This is a genomic window from Sphingomonas sp. 2378 (assembly GCF_038084995.1).
Taxonomy (GTDB): domain Bacteria; phylum Pseudomonadota; class Alphaproteobacteria; order Sphingomonadales; family Sphingomonadaceae; genus Sphingomonas.
In genome coordinates, this window is sequence record NZ_JAXCMJ010000063.1 from 1 (window position 1) to 16,405 (window position 16,405).

At 65.7% G+C, this 16,405-nt stretch carries 13 protein-coding genes and 1 tRNA gene; 11 read left to right on the plus strand and 3 right to left on the minus strand.

The genetic code is table 11. From position 1 onward, the window contains the following. Positions 1 to 212: 212 nt before the first annotated feature. The 9 genes from SM191_RS18305 to SM191_RS18345 all read left to right on the plus strand — a co-directional run bounded on the left by SM191_RS18305 (position 213) and on the right by SM191_RS18345 (position 10,008). On the plus strand, positions 213 to 1,145 hold the full coding sequence (locus SM191_RS18305; protein WP_341507454.1) for an RcnB family protein: 933 nt from the start codon (positions 213 to 215) through the stop codon (positions 1,143 to 1,145). Between the two features lie 71 nt (positions 1,146 to 1,216). Beyond that, positions 1,217 to 1,903, plus strand: a complete 687-nt coding sequence (locus SM191_RS18310) for a prolyl hydroxylase family protein (RefSeq protein WP_307001478.1) — start codon at positions 1,217 to 1,219, stop codon at positions 1,901 to 1,903. Positions 1,904 to 1,993: 90 nt separating this feature from the next. After that, positions 1,994 to 3,748: a single-stranded-DNA-specific exonuclease RecJ gene (gene recJ / locus SM191_RS18315; RefSeq protein ID WP_341507455.1), complete on the plus strand. Its 1,755-nt coding sequence runs from the start codon at positions 1,994 to 1,996 to the stop codon at positions 3,746 to 3,748. 68 nt (positions 3,749 to 3,816) lie between these two features. Further along, positions 3,817 to 3,891, plus strand: a tRNA-Glu gene (locus SM191_RS18320). A 99-nt stretch (positions 3,892 to 3,990) separates the two neighbouring features. Beyond that, on the plus strand, positions 3,991 to 5,949 hold the full coding sequence (locus SM191_RS18325) for a DUF6538 domain-containing protein (protein WP_341507456.1): 1,959 nt from the start codon (positions 3,991 to 3,993) through the stop codon (positions 5,947 to 5,949). A gap of 13 nt (positions 5,950 to 5,962) precedes the next feature. After that, positions 5,963 to 6,793, plus strand: coding sequence for a glutamate racemase (locus SM191_RS18330; protein ID WP_341507457.1), 831 nt, complete (start codon positions 5,963 to 5,965; stop codon positions 6,791 to 6,793). A 120-nt stretch (positions 6,794 to 6,913) separates the two neighbouring features. Next, positions 6,914 to 7,120 carry a TOBE domain-containing protein gene (locus SM191_RS18335; RefSeq protein WP_294236587.1) on the plus strand — a complete coding sequence of 69 codons (207 nt, stop codon included), beginning with the start codon at positions 6,914 to 6,916 and terminating at the stop codon, positions 7,118 to 7,120. A 1-nt stretch (position 7,121) separates the two neighbouring features. Next, on the plus strand, positions 7,122 to 7,496 hold the full coding sequence (locus SM191_RS18340; RefSeq protein ID WP_341507458.1) for a winged helix-turn-helix domain-containing protein: 375 nt from the start codon (positions 7,122 to 7,124) through the stop codon (positions 7,494 to 7,496). A gap of 100 nt (positions 7,497 to 7,596) precedes the next feature. Continuing rightward, on the plus strand, positions 7,597 to 10,008 hold the full coding sequence (locus SM191_RS18345; protein WP_341507459.1) for a TonB-dependent receptor: 2,412 nt from the start codon (positions 7,597 to 7,599) through the stop codon (positions 10,006 to 10,008). 27 nt (positions 10,009 to 10,035) lie between these two features. Here SM191_RS18345 and SM191_RS18350 read toward each other — a convergent pair whose 3' ends face one another. Together SM191_RS18350 and SM191_RS18355 are read right to left on the minus strand one after the other, a co-directional pair. Further along, positions 10,036 to 10,995 carry a cytochrome-c peroxidase gene (locus SM191_RS18350; RefSeq protein WP_445949886.1) on the minus strand — a complete coding sequence of 320 codons (960 nt, stop codon included), beginning with the start codon at positions 10,993 to 10,995 and terminating at the stop codon, positions 10,036 to 10,038. Further along, the gene (locus tag SM191_RS18355; RefSeq protein WP_341507462.1) at positions 10,995 to 11,489 is read right to left on the minus strand and encodes a homogentisate 1,2-dioxygenase; all 495 of its coding nucleotides are present in this window, start codon (positions 11,487 to 11,489) and stop codon (positions 10,995 to 10,997) included. Before SM191_RS18355 ends, SM191_RS18350 begins: the two co-directional genes overlap by 1 nt. Before the next feature lie 93 nt (positions 11,490 to 11,582). On the opposite strand from SM191_RS18355, the gene SM191_RS18360 reads away from it, so the two are divergent. Continuing rightward, positions 11,583 to 13,661 carry a TonB-dependent receptor plug domain-containing protein gene (locus tag SM191_RS18360; RefSeq protein ID WP_341507463.1) on the plus strand — a complete coding sequence of 693 codons (2,079 nt, stop codon included), beginning with the start codon at positions 11,583 to 11,585 and terminating at the stop codon, positions 13,659 to 13,661. Positions 13,662 to 13,795: 134 nt separating this feature from the next. On the opposite strand, the gene SM191_RS18365 is transcribed toward SM191_RS18360, so the two are convergent. Then, positions 13,796 to 14,695: a hypothetical protein gene (locus SM191_RS18365; protein ID WP_341507464.1), complete on the minus strand. Its 900-nt coding sequence runs from the start codon at positions 14,693 to 14,695 to the stop codon at positions 13,796 to 13,798. 684 nt (positions 14,696 to 15,379) lie between these two features. On the opposite strand from SM191_RS18365, the gene SM191_RS18370 reads away from it, so the two are divergent. Continuing rightward, on the plus strand, positions 15,380 to 16,405 hold a 1,026-nt coding region (locus tag SM191_RS18370; RefSeq protein WP_341507465.1), incomplete at its 3' end, for a hypothetical protein.

Below are 16,405 nucleotides of genomic sequence, written 5' to 3' on the forward strand. Positions count from 1 at the left end.
CCCCCCCCCTGCCCGGCACCGATCCCGCCGATGCCGCCCGCGCCGTCCCCGCACTGGTCCCCGGCCAGGGCCCGCGCGAAGAACCATGAGGACCGCTACCCAATTCTTTCGCCAAGCTGACAAAGGGGTTCAGCATCCGCTCAACGCGGATGGGGCAGAGTTCGTCCTATGATCGGGGTCGGCTCGTGCGCCGACACATGGGGTTGAGGACGATGAACAGGCGTTGGATGGCGGCACTGCTGGCGGCGACGACGATGGTTACGGGCGCGATGCCCGCCATGGCGGCGGCGCAGCAAATGATCGATCAGGGCCCACGCGGTCGGCCCGAAGGTGGACCGAGGCCCGGTGGCCCCGGCGGCCCTGCCGGTCGTCTGGAGCGCAGCGAAGGCCGCCCGATCTTCCACAATCGCGAATACTTTCCGGAGAACCGCCCCGCCTTCCGCCCCGACCATGCGGAGGCCCCGCGCGCCCCTCAACCCGCGCCCCAACCGGTCGCACCTCCCAGCCCAAGCGATCGTGGCGACTGGGGCAATCGCGGCGGTTTCGGCGGCGGCCCCCGTCCCGGCCTCGCGCCGGACCAGACCCGCCCCGATCGCGGCCCCGGCGGCGTGCGGATCGATCGCGGCGGCTGGCGCGACGACCGTGGCCCGCGCTGGGGTGTTCCGGGGGGCGGTCCGGGGGCTGGTCCGGCCCGCGATCCGGGACAGGACCAGCGCTGGCGTGACCAACAGCGCCGCCAGCGCGAGGACCGCGATCGCTGGCAGCGCAGCTATGGCGACTGGCGCGATCATTCCGACCAAGCCTATGGCTTTGCCGAGCGGCGCGCCTGGGCGGATCAGTGGAATCGCGGCTGGCGGCGCGACCGGCGCTATGACTGGATGCAATGGCGATCGCTGAACCGGGGCGCCTATCACCTGCCCCGCTATTACTCGCCCTTCCGCGACTATGATTATAGGCGTTTTTCCAGCGGGGTAATCATCGACCCGGTGTTCTTCGGCCAAAGCTATTGGCTGGACGATCCCTATGCCTATCGCCTGCCGCCCGCCTATGGCTCCTATCGCTGGGTCCGTTATTATAACGACGCGATCCTGGTCGACCTGCGCAGCGGGCTGGTCGTCGACGTGGTGTACGACATCTTCTGGTAAAGGCATGCGGGAGGGGGCGTGACGGCTCCCTCCCCCTTGCCTTTGTCCGCACATCGTCGCACATCCCGTCCATGTCGTTCTTCTCGAGGAAGCCCAAGGGCAACCCCGCCGCCTCCCCCTTGCGCGCGCAGTTCGGGGTCAGCGTCGCTCAGCATCTCGACGCCAATCCGGCGGTCACCCGCGTGACGACCGACACGGCGCAAATCTATTACCAGCCCGACTTTCTGACGCCCGATCAGTGCGACAAGCTGATGGCGATGATCGATTCCAATCGGCGCCCCTCGACGCTGTTGTCCGATCGGCCCGATTACGGCTTCCGCACCTCGGAAAGCTGCGACATGGCCCGCTGGTCGCCGGATGTTCAGCCGATCGACGAGTCGATCGCCGCGCTGCTGGGCATTTCCCCCGAACAGGGCGAGACGATGCAGGGACAGCGTTACGCCCCCGGCCAGCAGTTCCGCGCCCACCACGATTATTTCCACGAAAGCGAAAGCTATTGGGAAAAGGTGCGCGTCCATGGCGGACAGCGGACCTGGACCGCGATGATCTACCTCAACGACGTGCCCGAAGGCGGGGCGACTTGGTTCCCCCAGGCGGGCATCCGCGTCGCCCCGCGCCGCGGCCTGTTGCTCGCCTGGAACAATATGAAGCTGGACGGCAGCCCCAATGAGATGACCCTTCACGAAGGGATGCCGGTCGTCGAGGGCACCAAATACGTCATCACCAAATGGTTTCGCGAAGGAAACTGGGTCAGCTGATCCCGGCTGCGCATCGCCGCCCCCCTTGTCGCGACTCTACCCCGCATGGCATGGCGTTCGCGTGACGTTCCCGCATTTCGTGATCCGCCCATGACCGAGGTTCTCGGCATCGCCCAATCGATCCTGGGCCAGCCCTGGCGCTGGCGTGCGCTCGCCGCCGATGCGCGCGACGGCATGGGGCATGACGATCTGGTCGCGCAGCTTCTTCTTGCGCGCGGCTGCCCCCCCGATGCGGTCGAGGCGCACCGCACGCCCTCGATCCGGGGGTTCATGCCCGACCCCTCGATCTTCCGCGACATGGACCGCGCCGCCCAGCGGCTCGCCGATGCGGTGATCGCGCGTGAGGCGGTGGCGATCTTCGGCGATTATGACGTGGACGGTGCGACCTCGGCGGCGGTAATGGTCCGGCTGCTCCGCGACCTGGGGCTCACCCCACGCGCCTATATCCCCGACCGGATGACCGAGGGCTATGGCCCGACCGAAGCCGCCTTGTTACGGTTGCAGGCAGAGGGAGCGACGCTGATCGTCACCGTCGATTGCGGCGCGCAGGCCTTCGAGCCGCTGGCCGCCGCCCATGCCGCCGGGATCGAGGTGATGGTGGTCGATCACCACAAATGCGCTACCGAACTGCCCCTCGCCCATGCGGTGGTGAACCCCAATCGGCTGGACGAGGTGGAGGGGGCCGCGCACGGCCATCTCGCGGCGGTGGGCGTGTGCTTCCTGCTGGGTGCGGCGCTGATCCGGACGCTGCGGACACGCGGCTTCTTCGCCGACCGGGCCGAGCCCCGGCTGCTCGACCTGCTCGATCTGGTGGCGCTGGGCACGGTGGCGGACGTCGCCCCCTTGCGCGGCCTCAACCGTGCCTTCGTGGCGCAGGGGCTGAAGGTCATGGCGCAGCGGCGCAATATCGGCCTGGCCGCGCTGACCGAGGCGGCCCGGCTGACCCGCGCGCCGACCTGCACCGATCTGGGCTTTGCGCTCGGTCCCCGCATCAATGCGGGCGGGCGCGTCGGGCGGGCCGATCTGGGCGTAAGGCTGCTGACCACCGACGACCCGGCCGAAGCGCGCGCGATCGCGGAGGAACTCAACCATTTCAACGACGAACGCCGCGCGATCGAGGCGGGGGTACAAGCCATCGCGGAAACCGGCGTCGATCGCGCCCGTCAGGTCGCCATCGTGTCGGGCGAAGGCTGGCATCCCGGCGTTATCGGCATCGTCGCCGGGCGGCTGAAGGAAAAGCTTGACCGCCCCGCCATCGTCATCGCGGTGGACGAGAACGGCATCGGCAAGGGCTCGGGCCGCTCGATCAGCGGCGTCGACCTGGGCGCGGCGATCCTGGCGGCCAAGGAACACGGCCTGCTGATCGCGGGCGGCGGCCATGCGATGGCGGCGGGCCTGACGGTCGAGGCGGGACGGATCGCCGAACTCGCCGATTTCCTGGAAGACCGCCTCGCCGCCGCCGTCGTACAGGCCAGCGCCGGTCGCGCGCTGCTGCTCGACGCCGTGCTGGCACCCGGCGGCGTGAACCCCGCGCTGGTAGGTGCGATGGAGGCCGGTGGGCCCTATGGCATGGGCTGGCCCGCCCCCCGGGTGGCGGCGGGCCCCTTCCGAGTCATCCGCGCCGATCTGGTCGGCACCAACCATGTCCGCGCGATCGTGGCGGGTCCCGACGGGCGCAGCCTGAAAGCCATGGCCTTCCGCCACGCCGACACGGCACTCGGCCAAGCCCTCCTGGGTACGGGCAGCACCCGCCGCCTCTGGCTGGCCGGACGTGCCAAATTGGACGACTGGTCGGGCCGCGACGTCGCAGAACTCCATGTCGAGGACGCCGCCTGGGCTGATTGAAACGGAATTGAAAAAAGCCCTTGACCGTTCCCACCCCCTCCCTTAGAGGCCCCTCCACGCCATCCGGCGGCCCCTTCGTCTAGCGGTTAGGACGCGGCCCTTTCACGGCTGAAACACGGGTTCGATTCCCGTAGGGGTCACCATTTTCCGGCCTTTTTGGCGGAAATTGGCGGATTTAGGTACAATCTATCGACGCTCAGCCCACCCGGTGGTACAAAAGGGTGGTACAAATGAGGGTTCGAGTGGCTGGGCTGTACCGTCATCCCAAGTCGAGAATGTGGTGGTTCCGCATGGTCGTGCCGGAACGCTATCGCCTTGCCGCGGGCAAACGCGAATGGAAGTATTCCCTCGAAACCAGCGACGAGAGTGAAGCGCGCTTGCGCCATGCCGAGAAGCTGGCGGAAATCCGCCGCTACATGGCTGGGCTCGATGTGCAGGAGGCCGCGTCGGTCGGCGACCGGGCGGACGAAATCGTCGCGCGCGGTATGACCGCCCTCGCCCGCTCCAATATCGTCCATCAGGCGTCGATCGGCCTCAACTTCGATATGGCGCGTGGTCTCGACAATGTGACTTATGCGATATTGAAGGTCCTGAGCTTCCGCGTGAGACTGGGCTGGGGCGGAAAGCACGCGGCGGCGGCGCAACGGCAACGCTTCAGCGCGATCGACCCGGATGCGGAAGACGATACGCCGGAGTTCGCGCCAGACCTGCCGCCAGAAGCCGGATCGGCGTTCCAGACACTCGATCATCGCAAGCTCGCTTCCGCGCAGATCGAAGCATTCGAAGGTCAGCCGAGCTATCAGGGCGCGGCGTTCCGCGAGGTTGCGCGCGGTCTGCTCGCGGCCCGCGACTGGAAGGCCGCCGCGTTCGAAGCGCAACTGGTGGCCCATGCTGCAGGCATGACCCTGGTCACGCGCGGGGCGTTGTTCGACGCGATCGTCGAGCGGGTGCTGCGACACCTGGCCGAGCACCGCTTTATGCACTGGCCCGAAGATGCCGACCTCGTGCTCAATCCCATGGCGACCGCGATGGGCTCCTATCTGACCGAGCAGAGCACCCCCGCCCCACAAGCCGGAGACGCGCCGGATCGATCGCTTCGTGCGCTGTACGCGCAATGGCGTGCAAAGCATAACCTCGCCGAAGGCGAGGCGCTGAAATCCGCGGACGAATGGCTGCTCGCCGTGCGACGCTTCGAGGATCTGATCGGCACCAAGCCGGTCACGGCAATCACGGCCGGGGACGTCCGCAAATACCGCGACCTGTGCGCCAAACTGCCTTCGCGGGTGAAGAAGAGCATCAAGGCACTGCCCGCCCACGAGCAGATCAAAATAGCTGCTGCGCAAAAGCTGCCCAAGCTGTCCCCGCCCTCAGTCGGCAAACATGTCGCGGCGATCAAGGCGCTCTTGTCGGTCGCGAAGGAATATGAGTGGGTTCCGGTCAACGTCGCCGAGGGCATCACCGTCGAAGGCGCCCGCCATACCGGCACCGAACGCGACCACTTCAACGACCATGAGATGGCGCTCATCTACAATTCGCGTCTGATGACCGATCCGGATGCCTGCTCGGACACCATGTTCTGGATCCTGTTCCTCGCGCCCTTCCACGGCTCTCGCCCAGGCGAGCACTGCCAGCTCAAGCCACACGAAATCGTGCAGGAGGAAGGCGACTGGATCATGCGGTTCCGCGCCGATCGCCATGCGCAGCAAAACGAGGATGGCACACCGCAAGCCCGTCGCCGTCTCAAGACCCTGCAATCGCAGCGCGACGTCCCGTTGCATTGGATTGTCCTGGAGGGCGGCTTTCTCGACTTCGTCGCCGTCCAGCAAGCACGTCGCGCGCCCTGGCTCTTCGACGATCTGAAGCCCGCCAAGTACGGCAACCGCTACACCTATCTGTCGCGAACCATCAACGACGAGCTGCGCCGGCTGGGAATCACCGATACGGACAAGGCGTTTTACTCGACCCGGCACAGCATGAAGCGCGAAGGCCGCCGCCGCCGCATCCCCGACCGCAATCTCGATCAGGCTGCGGGCCATGCGCCCGCCACTTCCGGCCAACGCTATGGACAGGGCGTACCCATCGATATCCTGAAGGAGGATATGGATCGGCTTGAGTTCCGCAGCGTCAACTGGGATGCGGTCGTCCATTGCGCACGGGCACGTGTCGCGCGCTATCGCGATCGCATGGGCGTGCTGGGCTGAGGTGGAGCATAGAGTGACCAACCTGACGGCCCCGGTTCATTCGGAACTTCCACGTCTTGTTCAGCCGATAGCGGTTTTTGATGCCGGTATCGGAAGTTACGCGGCCGTGGCCGCGATCCGCTATCGCTTGCCCGATCAGGACATTCTTTACTTCGCCGATCGGGCCAGCTTTCCCTATGGTAATAAGGGCCGAGCGGAACTGCTTGCCATCCTTGGGCGGACGCTCAGCTATCTCGACACTTTCGAACCCTCAGCAGTGCTAGTTGCGTCCAATGCGCCATCGATCACGGTACTGGATGACCTGATCGGCGAGATCGATCGGCCGATTTTCGGCGTTCGGCCGCCGATCGCCGAGGCGCTGCACGACTCGGGAGGCGGCGATGTTGCGGTGCTTGGGGTCGCGTCGATGGTTCGCAGCCCGGAATTGCGCGCATATGCCGACGCACAGGCTGGCAACGATGCCGGGCGGGTACATCTGGTGGACGCATCATCATTGGTCGATCTAGTGGAGAGTGGGGCATTCCTCTTCGACCGGGAGCGAACGCAAAAGGAGGTCAACGCCTTTTTTGGCGCGCTGGCCCGGAGCCGGCCGGGAATTACCGCCCTCACCCTTTCGAGCACGCATTTGCCGTGGTTGCGTTCGTACATGGAGCGGGCACGTCCCGACTGGCGGCTTTTCGATCCGCTGGAAGCCGCGATCGATGCGATCCTGCCTCACGCGACCCAAGGCAACGGCACGATCCTGGGACTGGTGACGGAAGACGATCGTTTCGGCGTGGAAGATTTCCAGTCCATGCTGACGCGGCTTGGCGTATCGCTCCCGTTGTATCGGGTCGCTCCCTGATCGACCGTACACGCAGCAACCGGCAAGATTGCCCGTAGCTCAATACCCCGGGCAGATTGACCAATGGCGATCCATTGCCAGGCAGCGTAAGACCCAAGGGTATCCAACCGAAGGGTCATCATGAAGATCAGCGCACGCAATCAGATCTCCGGCACGATTACCTCGATCACGCCGGGAGCGGTGAACGGCTCGATCAAGGTCGATATCGGAGGCGGCAACATCGTCACCGCGAACATCACCGAGGAAGCAATTGCCGACCTCGGTTTGGCGACCGGTGAGACGGTCACCGTCATCATCAAGGCCAGCGACGTGATGATCGGCAAGTAACATGAAGCTCGGCCCGCTCTGGCTGAAGATCCAGATCGCGTGCGGCGATGCGCTGGCCATCGGGCCGGGCAAGGCCGATCTGCTGGAGGCCATCATCGCCGAGGGGTCGATCAGTGGCGCGGGCCGCGCGCTCGGCATGAGCTACCGCCGCGCTTGGCTGCTGGTCGACGAGATGAACCGCTGCTTCGATCCGGTGCTGGTCGAGACGATCAAGGGCGGCGGTCGCGAGCGCGGGGCGAAGGTCAGCGCGACCGGCCTCGCCGTCCTCGACGCCTATCGCGAAATGGAGCGCGAGGCCGCCGCAGCCGCCGATCGCCCCGCCTATGCCCGGCTGCGTGCGCATCTTCGCACCGAGCCGGTCCCGAACGCTTCATAGCGACCGTCTCCGCCCAACTCTCTATATACGGCCAGATACACAGTCGATATACACCCGAACATAAAGCGGCGACAGGGACCGCGATCAGGGGTATTCGTCGATGTCGAAGCGGTTCGCAGCGTTTCTTTGCGCCACCACCATGCTTGCCTTCAGCGGGCCTGCTCTCGCGCAGACCGCTGGCCCGGCAGCGCCCCAGGCGACGCCCGACGAGGCGGCGGGTGACGGCCTTCCCGAAGTCATCGTCACCGCGCGCCGGCGCGCGGAGGATGCGCAGCGGGTGCCGGCCGCGCTGTCGGTGGTGGGCGGCGACCTGATCGACCAGAGCTACACCGTCAACACGCAGGGGCTGACGACGCTGATCCCGACGCTGAACTACAGCTCGGCCAATCCGCGCAACACCGCCTTCACGATCCGCGGGCTTGGATCGAGCGTCGTCGCGGTCAGTCAGGCGAACGACGGGCTGGAGCCGGGCGTCGGCTTCTATGTCGATCAGGTCTATCACGCCCGTCCCGCTACCGCCGCATTCGACTTCGCCGATATCGAGCAGGTCGAGGAACTGCGCGGGCCGCAGGGCACGCTGTTCGGCAAGAACACGACCGCCGGCGCGCTCAACATCACCACGCGCGCGCCGACCTTCACCCGCGAGGGCTTCGCCGAGCTGTCCTATGGCGCCTATAATTTCATGCAGGCGAAAGGCTGGGCGTCGGGACCGATCACCGACACGATCGCCTACCGCATCTCGGGCGTGTCGACGCGGCGCGATGGCGTGATCGACAACATTCGCACCGGCCGCGATACCAACACGCTCGGCACGCAGGCGGTGCGGGGGCAGTTGCTGTTCAAGCCCGACGATACGATCCAGATGCGTGTCATCGCCGACTTTACCAACTTCCAGGCCTATTGCTGTGGGCAGGTGTATCTGCGCACCGGCACGAGCCTGCGGGCGGCCAATCGCCAGTTCGGCGGGCCGAACGGCCTCGCCGCGCAGTTCGGCTACACGCCTGCCAGCACGAACGCCTATGATCGCGTGACGGACATTGACGGGCCGCTCGGCGTCGACACCAACGAGGGCGGCGTCAGCGCGATCACCGACTGGAACCTGGGTCCGGTCACGCTGACCTCAGTGACGGCATGGCGCTTCTGGAACTGGGATGCGGAGAACGACCGCGACTATACCGGCATTCCCGTCCAGCTCTCGCAGCACATCCCCTCGCGGCAGGATCAGTATAGCCAGGAACTGCGCCTCGCCTCGAACGGCACCGGGCCGCTGTCCTACGTCGTCGGCCTCTACGGCTTTCGCCAGCGGCTGACCGGGCGGCCGATCAGCATCTACGGTCCTGCCGCGGCACGCTATCTGATCGGCACGAGCGTCACGACCGGCACCGCTCCGAACCAGGTGACGACGGCGGTGCCCTCCAACCTGCTCGATGGCTACGGGCAGGACGGCCGCACCGACTTCCGCAGCCTGAGCTATGCCGCGTTCGGCGAGGTCAATTACCGGTTCCTCGATCGCCTGACCGCGACGATCGGCCTGCGCTACACGCAGGAGGACAAGGACGGCTATTACACCACCACCGTCTCCGGCGGCCCGGCGACGACCAACACCGCGCTCATCAACGCGCGTCTCGGCGTGCTGCGCCCGCAAAGCTATGAGGCGCATGACAGCGACGGCAGCCTGTCGGGACGCGGAAACCTCGCCTGGCAGGTGACCGACACGACGATGGCCTATGCGAGCTATGCGCGGGGCTTCAAATCGGGCGGGATCAACATGTCGGGCCTGCCGCTCGACAGCAACAATCGGCCGGTGCTGGCGACCGCCGTCGTGCGGCCCGAACGCAACGAGACGTATGAGGTCGGGTTGAAGAACACGCTGTTCGACAACCGGCTGATCTTCAACATCGACGGCTTCTACACCAAGGTCCGAGACTTCCAGGCGACCGTGGTCGAGAACTCGCTGACCCAGACGGTGCAGTTGCGCGGCTATCTGTCCAACATCCCGCAGGTGACGGTGAAGGGGATCGAGGCGGACGTGACCGCCCTCATCCTGCCGGGCCTCAGCGCGCGCACCAGCGTCGCCTATTCGGACGGGGAATATACCGACTACCCCGCCGGGCCGTGCCCGCTTGAGGTCCAGACCGCCGCCACGACGCGGTGCAGCCTGACCGGCCGCCGCCTCGCATCGCTGCCCCGCTTCGCGATTACCGCCGGGCTGGATTACCAGCGAGCCGTGGGTAACGGACAGGTCTTCGTCCATGTCGATACCGCCTCGCGCAGCGGCTTCAACGGCGATCCCAGCCTGTCGCAATTCACCTACATCCGCGGCTACAACCTGACCAACGCCAACATCGGCTATCGCTTCGCCGACGGTCTGGAGTTGATCGTCTGGGCGCGCAACCTGCTCGACGCCGACTATATCCAGAACCTGACGATCCAGGCGGGCAATTCCGGCCTGATCATCGGCACCCCCAGCGATCCGCGCACGATCGGCGGGACGATCCGCTTCCGCCTATGACCGCTCGACGTCCCTGTGGCGGCGTCGTCAATTGCCGCCGCAGGGATCGTCCGGATATGCGAAGGCGGGACTTTCGATGAAGCCGTGATCGGTCAGCGCCTCCAGATAGGCGAGCAGGCGGTCGGTATCGGTAGCGTCCAGCTTGACGGGATGGCGGGCAATGGCGTCACGGAGCGTGGGCGCGGAGCCGTCATGGAACCACGGCCCCGTCACGGCAACATTGCGCAGGGACGGCGTGCGAAAGCGCCCTTCATCCTCGGCGCGGCCCGTTACCTCCGCCAGACCGCGATCCGACGGGTTGACGGACAGGATAGCGTGGAAGCGCCCATCGGTAAGATGGGGACCGGAATGACAGCCGGCGCAGCTACGGCCGAACACCGCCTTGCCGGCCCTGGCTTCAGGTGGCAGCTCGCCACGATCGGCGGGCGTGTCGAACGACACCATCGTGCGCTCGAAGTTCGCCAGCGCCATCGCGACACTGGCCATGTCGATCCTCCCACGGCGCTCGGGAAACGCAGCGCGGAATTGACGGCGGTAGCAGGCGTCACGCGCCAGACGCCTCGGGATTTCCTGCTCCCTGCCATGCATCCCCATCTCGACCGGCGTCAGGCCGAAGATCGGGATCATCGCCTGCGCCTCCAGTGTCGTGACGCGCGGGTCGGCCGAGGTCAGGCTCGACAGCCATGCGACATTGGCGAGACCGGGTACGTTGCGGCGCCCGGGATCGCCATGGACGCCGGGCCGCGTCGCGTTGCCGTCCGCAAAGGCGTGCTTCTGCTCATGGCAGCTCGCGCACGACATGGTGCCGTCGATCGACAGGTCCGCGTCGTAGAAGAGCCGCCGCCCGAGCGCGACCTTGGCCGCCGACATAGGATTGTCCGCCGGGACAATCGGCGCGGCAACGCCTGCGGGCAGCGACCACCGCCACGGGGCGGCGACCGCAGCCGTCAGGACCAGCGCCCCCAGCGCCAGCGCCGCCCGTCCGATCACGCGGGCAGCTTCGTCACCATCAGCGGCAGCGCGGCAGTGCCGTTGCCGGCGACCTGAAGGACGTACCGCCCGGCACCCAGATCGAAGTCGACCATCTTGCGGATGCCGGTGCAGGCCGGGCCGTGACCGTGCGCGACCGAGGTCGCCGGCTTGCCGTCGGCCAGCACGTCGATCCATGCGGCCGATCCCAACGCAATGCGGTAGCGGCCGGGCGTCGCGACGGTGAAGGTGAACAGGCCGCCATGGCTGACCGAACCGCCCGGCTTTTCCGGCCGGACGACGTAGCGCACGTCCGGGGTCGAAGAGAGACGCGCCATCACTGCCGCCCCCGGCGTCAGCACGGCCGCACCGGCAGCCGTGCGTCCCGCATCGAGTGACCGCGGTGCGGCCCAGCTCGCCATCTCCTCGGGCGGCGGGACGACCACGGGACAGACATCGTGTGCGGCAGGAGCGGTCTGCAAGAGCAAGGCGGCAAACAGGGCATTGATCATCGGCGGCAACTCCTCCAACAGCTATATATCTGACCGTATATAGATGATCGAGGACCGTAACAGCCGGCCCGATCACGAAAAGGGGAATTCTCGATGCGCATCACGCTGTCCGCAGCCCTGTGGCTTGCTTCCTCCGCCATGCCAGCACTCGCGCAGGAGGCGCCCCCAGCAGCGCGCGACGCGCAGGACAACAGCTTCCGGCTCGGCGAGATCATCGTCACCGGAGCGCGTCCCGAAGGTGTTGAGATCGGCAGCGAGTCGGTCGGGCAGGAGGCGATCTACAAGTTCGATCGCCAGTCGCTGGACGAGGCGGCGAACCTGATCCCCGGCGTTACCGCCGGCAACAGCGGCGGATCGCGCAACGAGCGGTTGCTGTTCGTGCGCGGCTTCGACCGCTTCCAGGTGCCGGTGTCAATCGACGGCATCCGCGTCTATCTGCCCGCCGATAACCGCCTCGACTATGGCCGCTTCCTGACCCCCGACGTGGCGCAGATCCAGGTCGCCAAGGGCTATGCGTCGGTACTGGACGGCCCCGGTGCGATGGGCGGCGCGGTCAACCTCGTCACCCGCAAGCCGACCAAGACACTGGAGATCGAAGGTCGTGCCCAGCTCAACCTCGATCGTGGGCTGGACTATGCCGGCTACAACGCCTTCGGCCTTATCGGCACCCGGCGGGATCGCTGGTACGCGCAGGCAAGCTACGCGATGAACGACACCGACCATTGGGATTTGCCGGGCAGCTTCACGCCGACCGCGAACGAGAACGGGGGCGCGCGCGACTTCTCGGCGACCCGCGACTGGCGCGTGAACGCCAAGGTCGGTTTCACGCCAAACGCGACCGACGAATATTCGCTCAGCTACACCCGGCAGGAAGGCGAGAAGAACGCGCCCCTCCATATCACCGACCCGATCAGCACCCAGCGCAACTGGAGCTGGCCCTATTGGAACATTGAGAGCATCTACTTCCTCTCCACGACCGCGCTGGGCGACCGCGCGACGCTGCGCACGCGCGTCTATCGCAACACCTTCGACAATTTGCTCAGCGCCTTCGACGACCGGACGCAAACCACACAGACCCGCGCCCGCGCGTTCAACAGTTATTACGAGGACGAGTCCTGGGGCGGCTCGGCCGAGCTGGCGCTGCGCCCGACCGATGCGGACCGGCTGTCGCTCGCCGTCCACTATCGGCGCGACCAGCATGACGAGTTTCAGCAGGGCTTCCCCAGCGGTTTCACCGAACCCCGCCAGCGCAGCGTCGAGGACACCTACAGCATCGCTGGCGAATATGCCCGCGACCTGACCCCGACCTTCGTGCTGACGCTGGGCGCGAGCTACGACTGGCGTGACCTGTCACGCGCGGAGGAATATGGCACCCCGCCCACGGGCGGCGCGGCGCGCATCTTCAGCTATCCGCTACGCAACGCCGATGCCTGGAACGCGCAAGGGCGGATCGAGTGGAAGCCTGTCGAGAGCAGCCGGCTCTATGCCAGCATTTCCTCACGCGCTCGCTTCCCCACGCTGTTCGAGCGTTTCTCGACGCAATTCGGAACCGCCGCGTCGAACCCCGGCCTCAATGCCGAGCGTGCGACCAACTACGAGCTGGGCGGCAGCCATGCGATCGGCGCGCTGACCGTCACTGCGGCGCTGTTCTACGGCGATATCAACAACGCAATCGTGGCGGTGCGTCCGGCAGGCTTCCCGGCCAACACGTCCCAGCGCCGCAACCTCGGTTCGGCCGACTATTATGGCGGCGAGATTGGGATCGTCGCGCGGGTCGGACCGACGCTCGACTTGGGCGCCAACTACACGCACATCGAGCGCGATTTCACGATCAGCCCGCAGACCGGCGTCATCATCCCCGCATTCGAGTTGACCGACGTGCCGTCCGACAAGGGCTTCGTCTATGCGAGTTGGCGTCCGTTCACGCGACTGGAGCTGACCCCCAGCGTCGAGTTCGCCTCCAACCGCACCACCGTCACCACGGCATCGCCCCCGGTTTATTACCGTACCGGCAGCTATGTCCGGGCCGACATTCGGACGGACTTAGCGCTCACCGAGCGGCTGTCACTCGGTGTCGGTGCGCGAAACCTGTTCGACGCATACTACACGCTGACAGACGGCTTCCCGGAGGCTGGGCGCAGCTTCTTTGCTGTCATCCGCGCGCGATACTGATCGGCGCCTAAAGGTTGAGCTTTCCCACGGCCTATCTCACAGACCGGTTTTTGGGAAAGCATTCCAACTTCCTATTCCCTGACGAAAGCGGGAAGGCTGGATCGACTTGCGTCGAATTGATCGCGTGGGAACGGTCAACGGCACGGCGGGTCAGTCTGCTGGGCTCCAGCCTCCTCCGGCACGAGCGTGGTCCTGGGAACGAGATATCGAATGGCCGGCACAGGCGCAGCAAACAGCGGGATCATCCGCCAGTCGAACAATCGTTCCCTAAGCCAAACAGGTTGCAGCCATTCGTCCGTGACGTGCCGGCCGACCAGCAGGAACAGCCAGCCGTTGATGAGGTCGTCGTCGAACGGATCGTCCGCCAGGTGATAATCATGCCGCTGAGACAGGTAGCCGGTGATCGCCCAATGCCGCTCCGCCCAGTGCCACCAGATGCGGCAGCGTTCGTCGTCCAGGAGGATGTCGTAATCGTGGTCGATCAGCCGCGACAGATCGGGGTCGGGCATGTCCGCGCCGGTCTGGGCGACGATGCGCGCATAGGCGCGGTCGGCCCATTGCCAGATTTCCTCGTCGGCATCACGAGGCGTGTCCCGCATCATCCGGACGTGCATCGACAGGTTGGTGACGCGCTGCCGTGCTTCGGTTGCCCAGAAAGCGAAGGCCGCGTCCCGCGCGATCATCTCATCATAGCTCGCATATCGCGGCATGGGATCGTCCTCCCACTCGAAGTCCGTCCCGTCGCCGATGGGCAGATCGAGTGGGCAGTGGAAGGGATAGGCCCGGACCGCATCCCAATACGGGCGCGGGATCGGCCGACCGGACTTCTCGAAATCGGCCGGCGGCAGGACGAACCCCGTCGTCAGCGCGCCAGGCGCGCCGCGTGCTTCGTCAGCCATCGGTGATGCCGATGCATCGTCATGCTCGACCAGCCCCTCGTCACGCGCTCGCGTGAAGGCAGCATGGAAAAGCGCGGCCGGCGGAATGGCGGCCTTGCGCTCGCGAGCGAGCGCCGTCTTGATCCTCGCTGGCAAATCTGTGCGCGAGCCTTACTCCATTTCGAGTTCGTGTTCTCATGAAACCCGAGCTGCGCGGTATTCTAACCCCTTTTTAGGGAACACATTCCCCGGTGCGATCCAGGCCCGCGAATTAAGCGGCATTCTAACCCCATTTTTGGGGAACACATTCCCCGGTGCGATCCAGGCCCGCGAATTAAGCGGCATTCTAACCCCATTTTTGGGGAACACAGTCCCCGGTGCGATCCAGGCCCGCGAATTAAGCGGCATTCTAATCCCATTTTTAGGGAACACAGTCCCCGGTGCGATCCAGGCCCGCGAATTAAGCGGCATTCTAATCCCATTTTTAGGGAACACAGTCCCCGGTCGATCCAGGTCCGCGAATTAAGCGGCATTCTAACCCCATTTTTGGGGAACACAGTCCCCGGTCGACCCAGGTCCGCGAATTAACCGGCATTCTAACCCCATTATTCGGGAACACAGTCCCGAACGATTCAAGTTGCGCAAGACCTTTGTCGGGTATGCGGCACACCCGACAAAGGGAAAGCTCTGGCGAGCGGTCGCTTCGCGAAAATCACCGTCGTCATCGACGGTGGCGGCAATAAGCCGTAAATCTTCCCGGTTCATCCTATAAACCGTGGAGACACATGTCATGCACAATTTCTATTGTGCATCGATAGTATCCGGTGGACACTATCGACCATGACATCACAGCTCGCCTTCGACTTCGAACCCCCGGCCGAGATGAACTCGCACGAGGCTGCCCGCGCACGTGCCGCCATCGGGCGATACCGCTCGCGCATGTCCGATGACGATATCACCGGGCGCGAGACCGACGTCATGGGCCTGCAGCGACGCCGGACGATCGACCAGCCGAAGCGTCAGGTCGCGGCTGAGCGGCCGGCTCGTCAGTCGCGCGGTCTGCCGCCGGCGCGCTTTCATAGGCCCCGTCCGCCGGTCGGCCGACTGTGCACCCCGGACGGGCGGCAAGCGTTCCACTTCAAGCTGACGAAAATCACCAAGGGGGTGGATGGGGCATGCCGCACCAATGACGGTGAGGCCGCCGATCCCGTCGGCCACGTCGGTTATGTGACGCGCGAAGACGCCGTCGCGCTCGCCGTCCCGGTCGAGGTCCATGACGCCGTCGCGCATGTCGGCTATGTGGCGCGCGATGAAGCCCTCGCGCGCGGCGGTGATGGCGCGGCGATGATCGAAACCAACATCCCGGGCGATGCCGGCGCCTTCTTCGCCACCGTGCTCGCCCATGAGGACAGCGGCCATCCCGACGGCATCTGCCTGGCCGAGCGATTCGACCCGAAAGCGCTGCGCGCCATGATGCAGCAACCCGACATCCCGCCAGCGCTCATGACCGCCCTCGAGCGGATCATGGCCGATCCGGAGGCCCACCGGGTCGAGAAGGCGGGACGAACGGACGGGGGCTCGAAGAGCCGGACGCACCCCTTCCAGGTGGACGCCGACATCACCGATTGCGCCGGCTGGTTGAAAGAGCATGATCCCGATGGACTGGTCCACCTCCGCGAGGGCCGCGGCGGCATCGTCCAGCGCCGGATCACCGGCGAGTTGTCGGCGGATCTCGATCTCAACGGATGCCGCAGGGTCATGAAGGCAATGGGGAGCGAATTGGCTCGCCGAGGCCTGCGCTATTATATCGCACTGCACGCGCCGACCGCCGCGAACGACGAGCGCAACTGGCATTTCCATCTGCTT

Bases quoted from the DNA above. Each gene is read 5' to 3' on its own strand.
- SM191_RS18305 (WP_341507454.1), top strand. From the start codon at position 213: ATGAACAGGCGTTGGATGGCGGCACTGCTGGCGGCGACGACGATGGTT.
- SM191_RS18310 (WP_307001478.1), top strand. From the start codon at position 1,217: ATGTCGTTCTTCTCGAGGAAGCCCAAGGGCAACCCCGCCGCCTCCCCC.
- recJ (WP_341507455.1), top strand. From the start codon at position 1,994: ATGACCGAGGTTCTCGGCATCGCCCAATCGATCCTGGGCCAGCCCTGG.
- SM191_RS18335 (WP_294236587.1), top strand. From the start codon at position 6,914: ATGAAGATCAGCGCACGCAATCAGATCTCCGGCACGATTACCTCGATC.
- SM191_RS18340 (WP_341507458.1), top strand. From the start codon at position 7,122: ATGAAGCTCGGCCCGCTCTGGCTGAAGATCCAGATCGCGTGCGGCGAT.
- SM191_RS18345 (WP_341507459.1), top strand. From the start codon at position 7,597: ATGTCGAAGCGGTTCGCAGCGTTTCTTTGCGCCACCACCATGCTTGCC.
- SM191_RS18355 (WP_341507462.1), bottom strand. From the start codon at position 11,489: ATGATCAATGCCCTGTTTGCCGCCTTGCTCTTGCAGACCGCTCCTGCC.
- SM191_RS18360 (WP_341507463.1), top strand. From the start codon at position 11,583: ATGCGCATCACGCTGTCCGCAGCCCTGTGGCTTGCTTCCTCCGCCATG.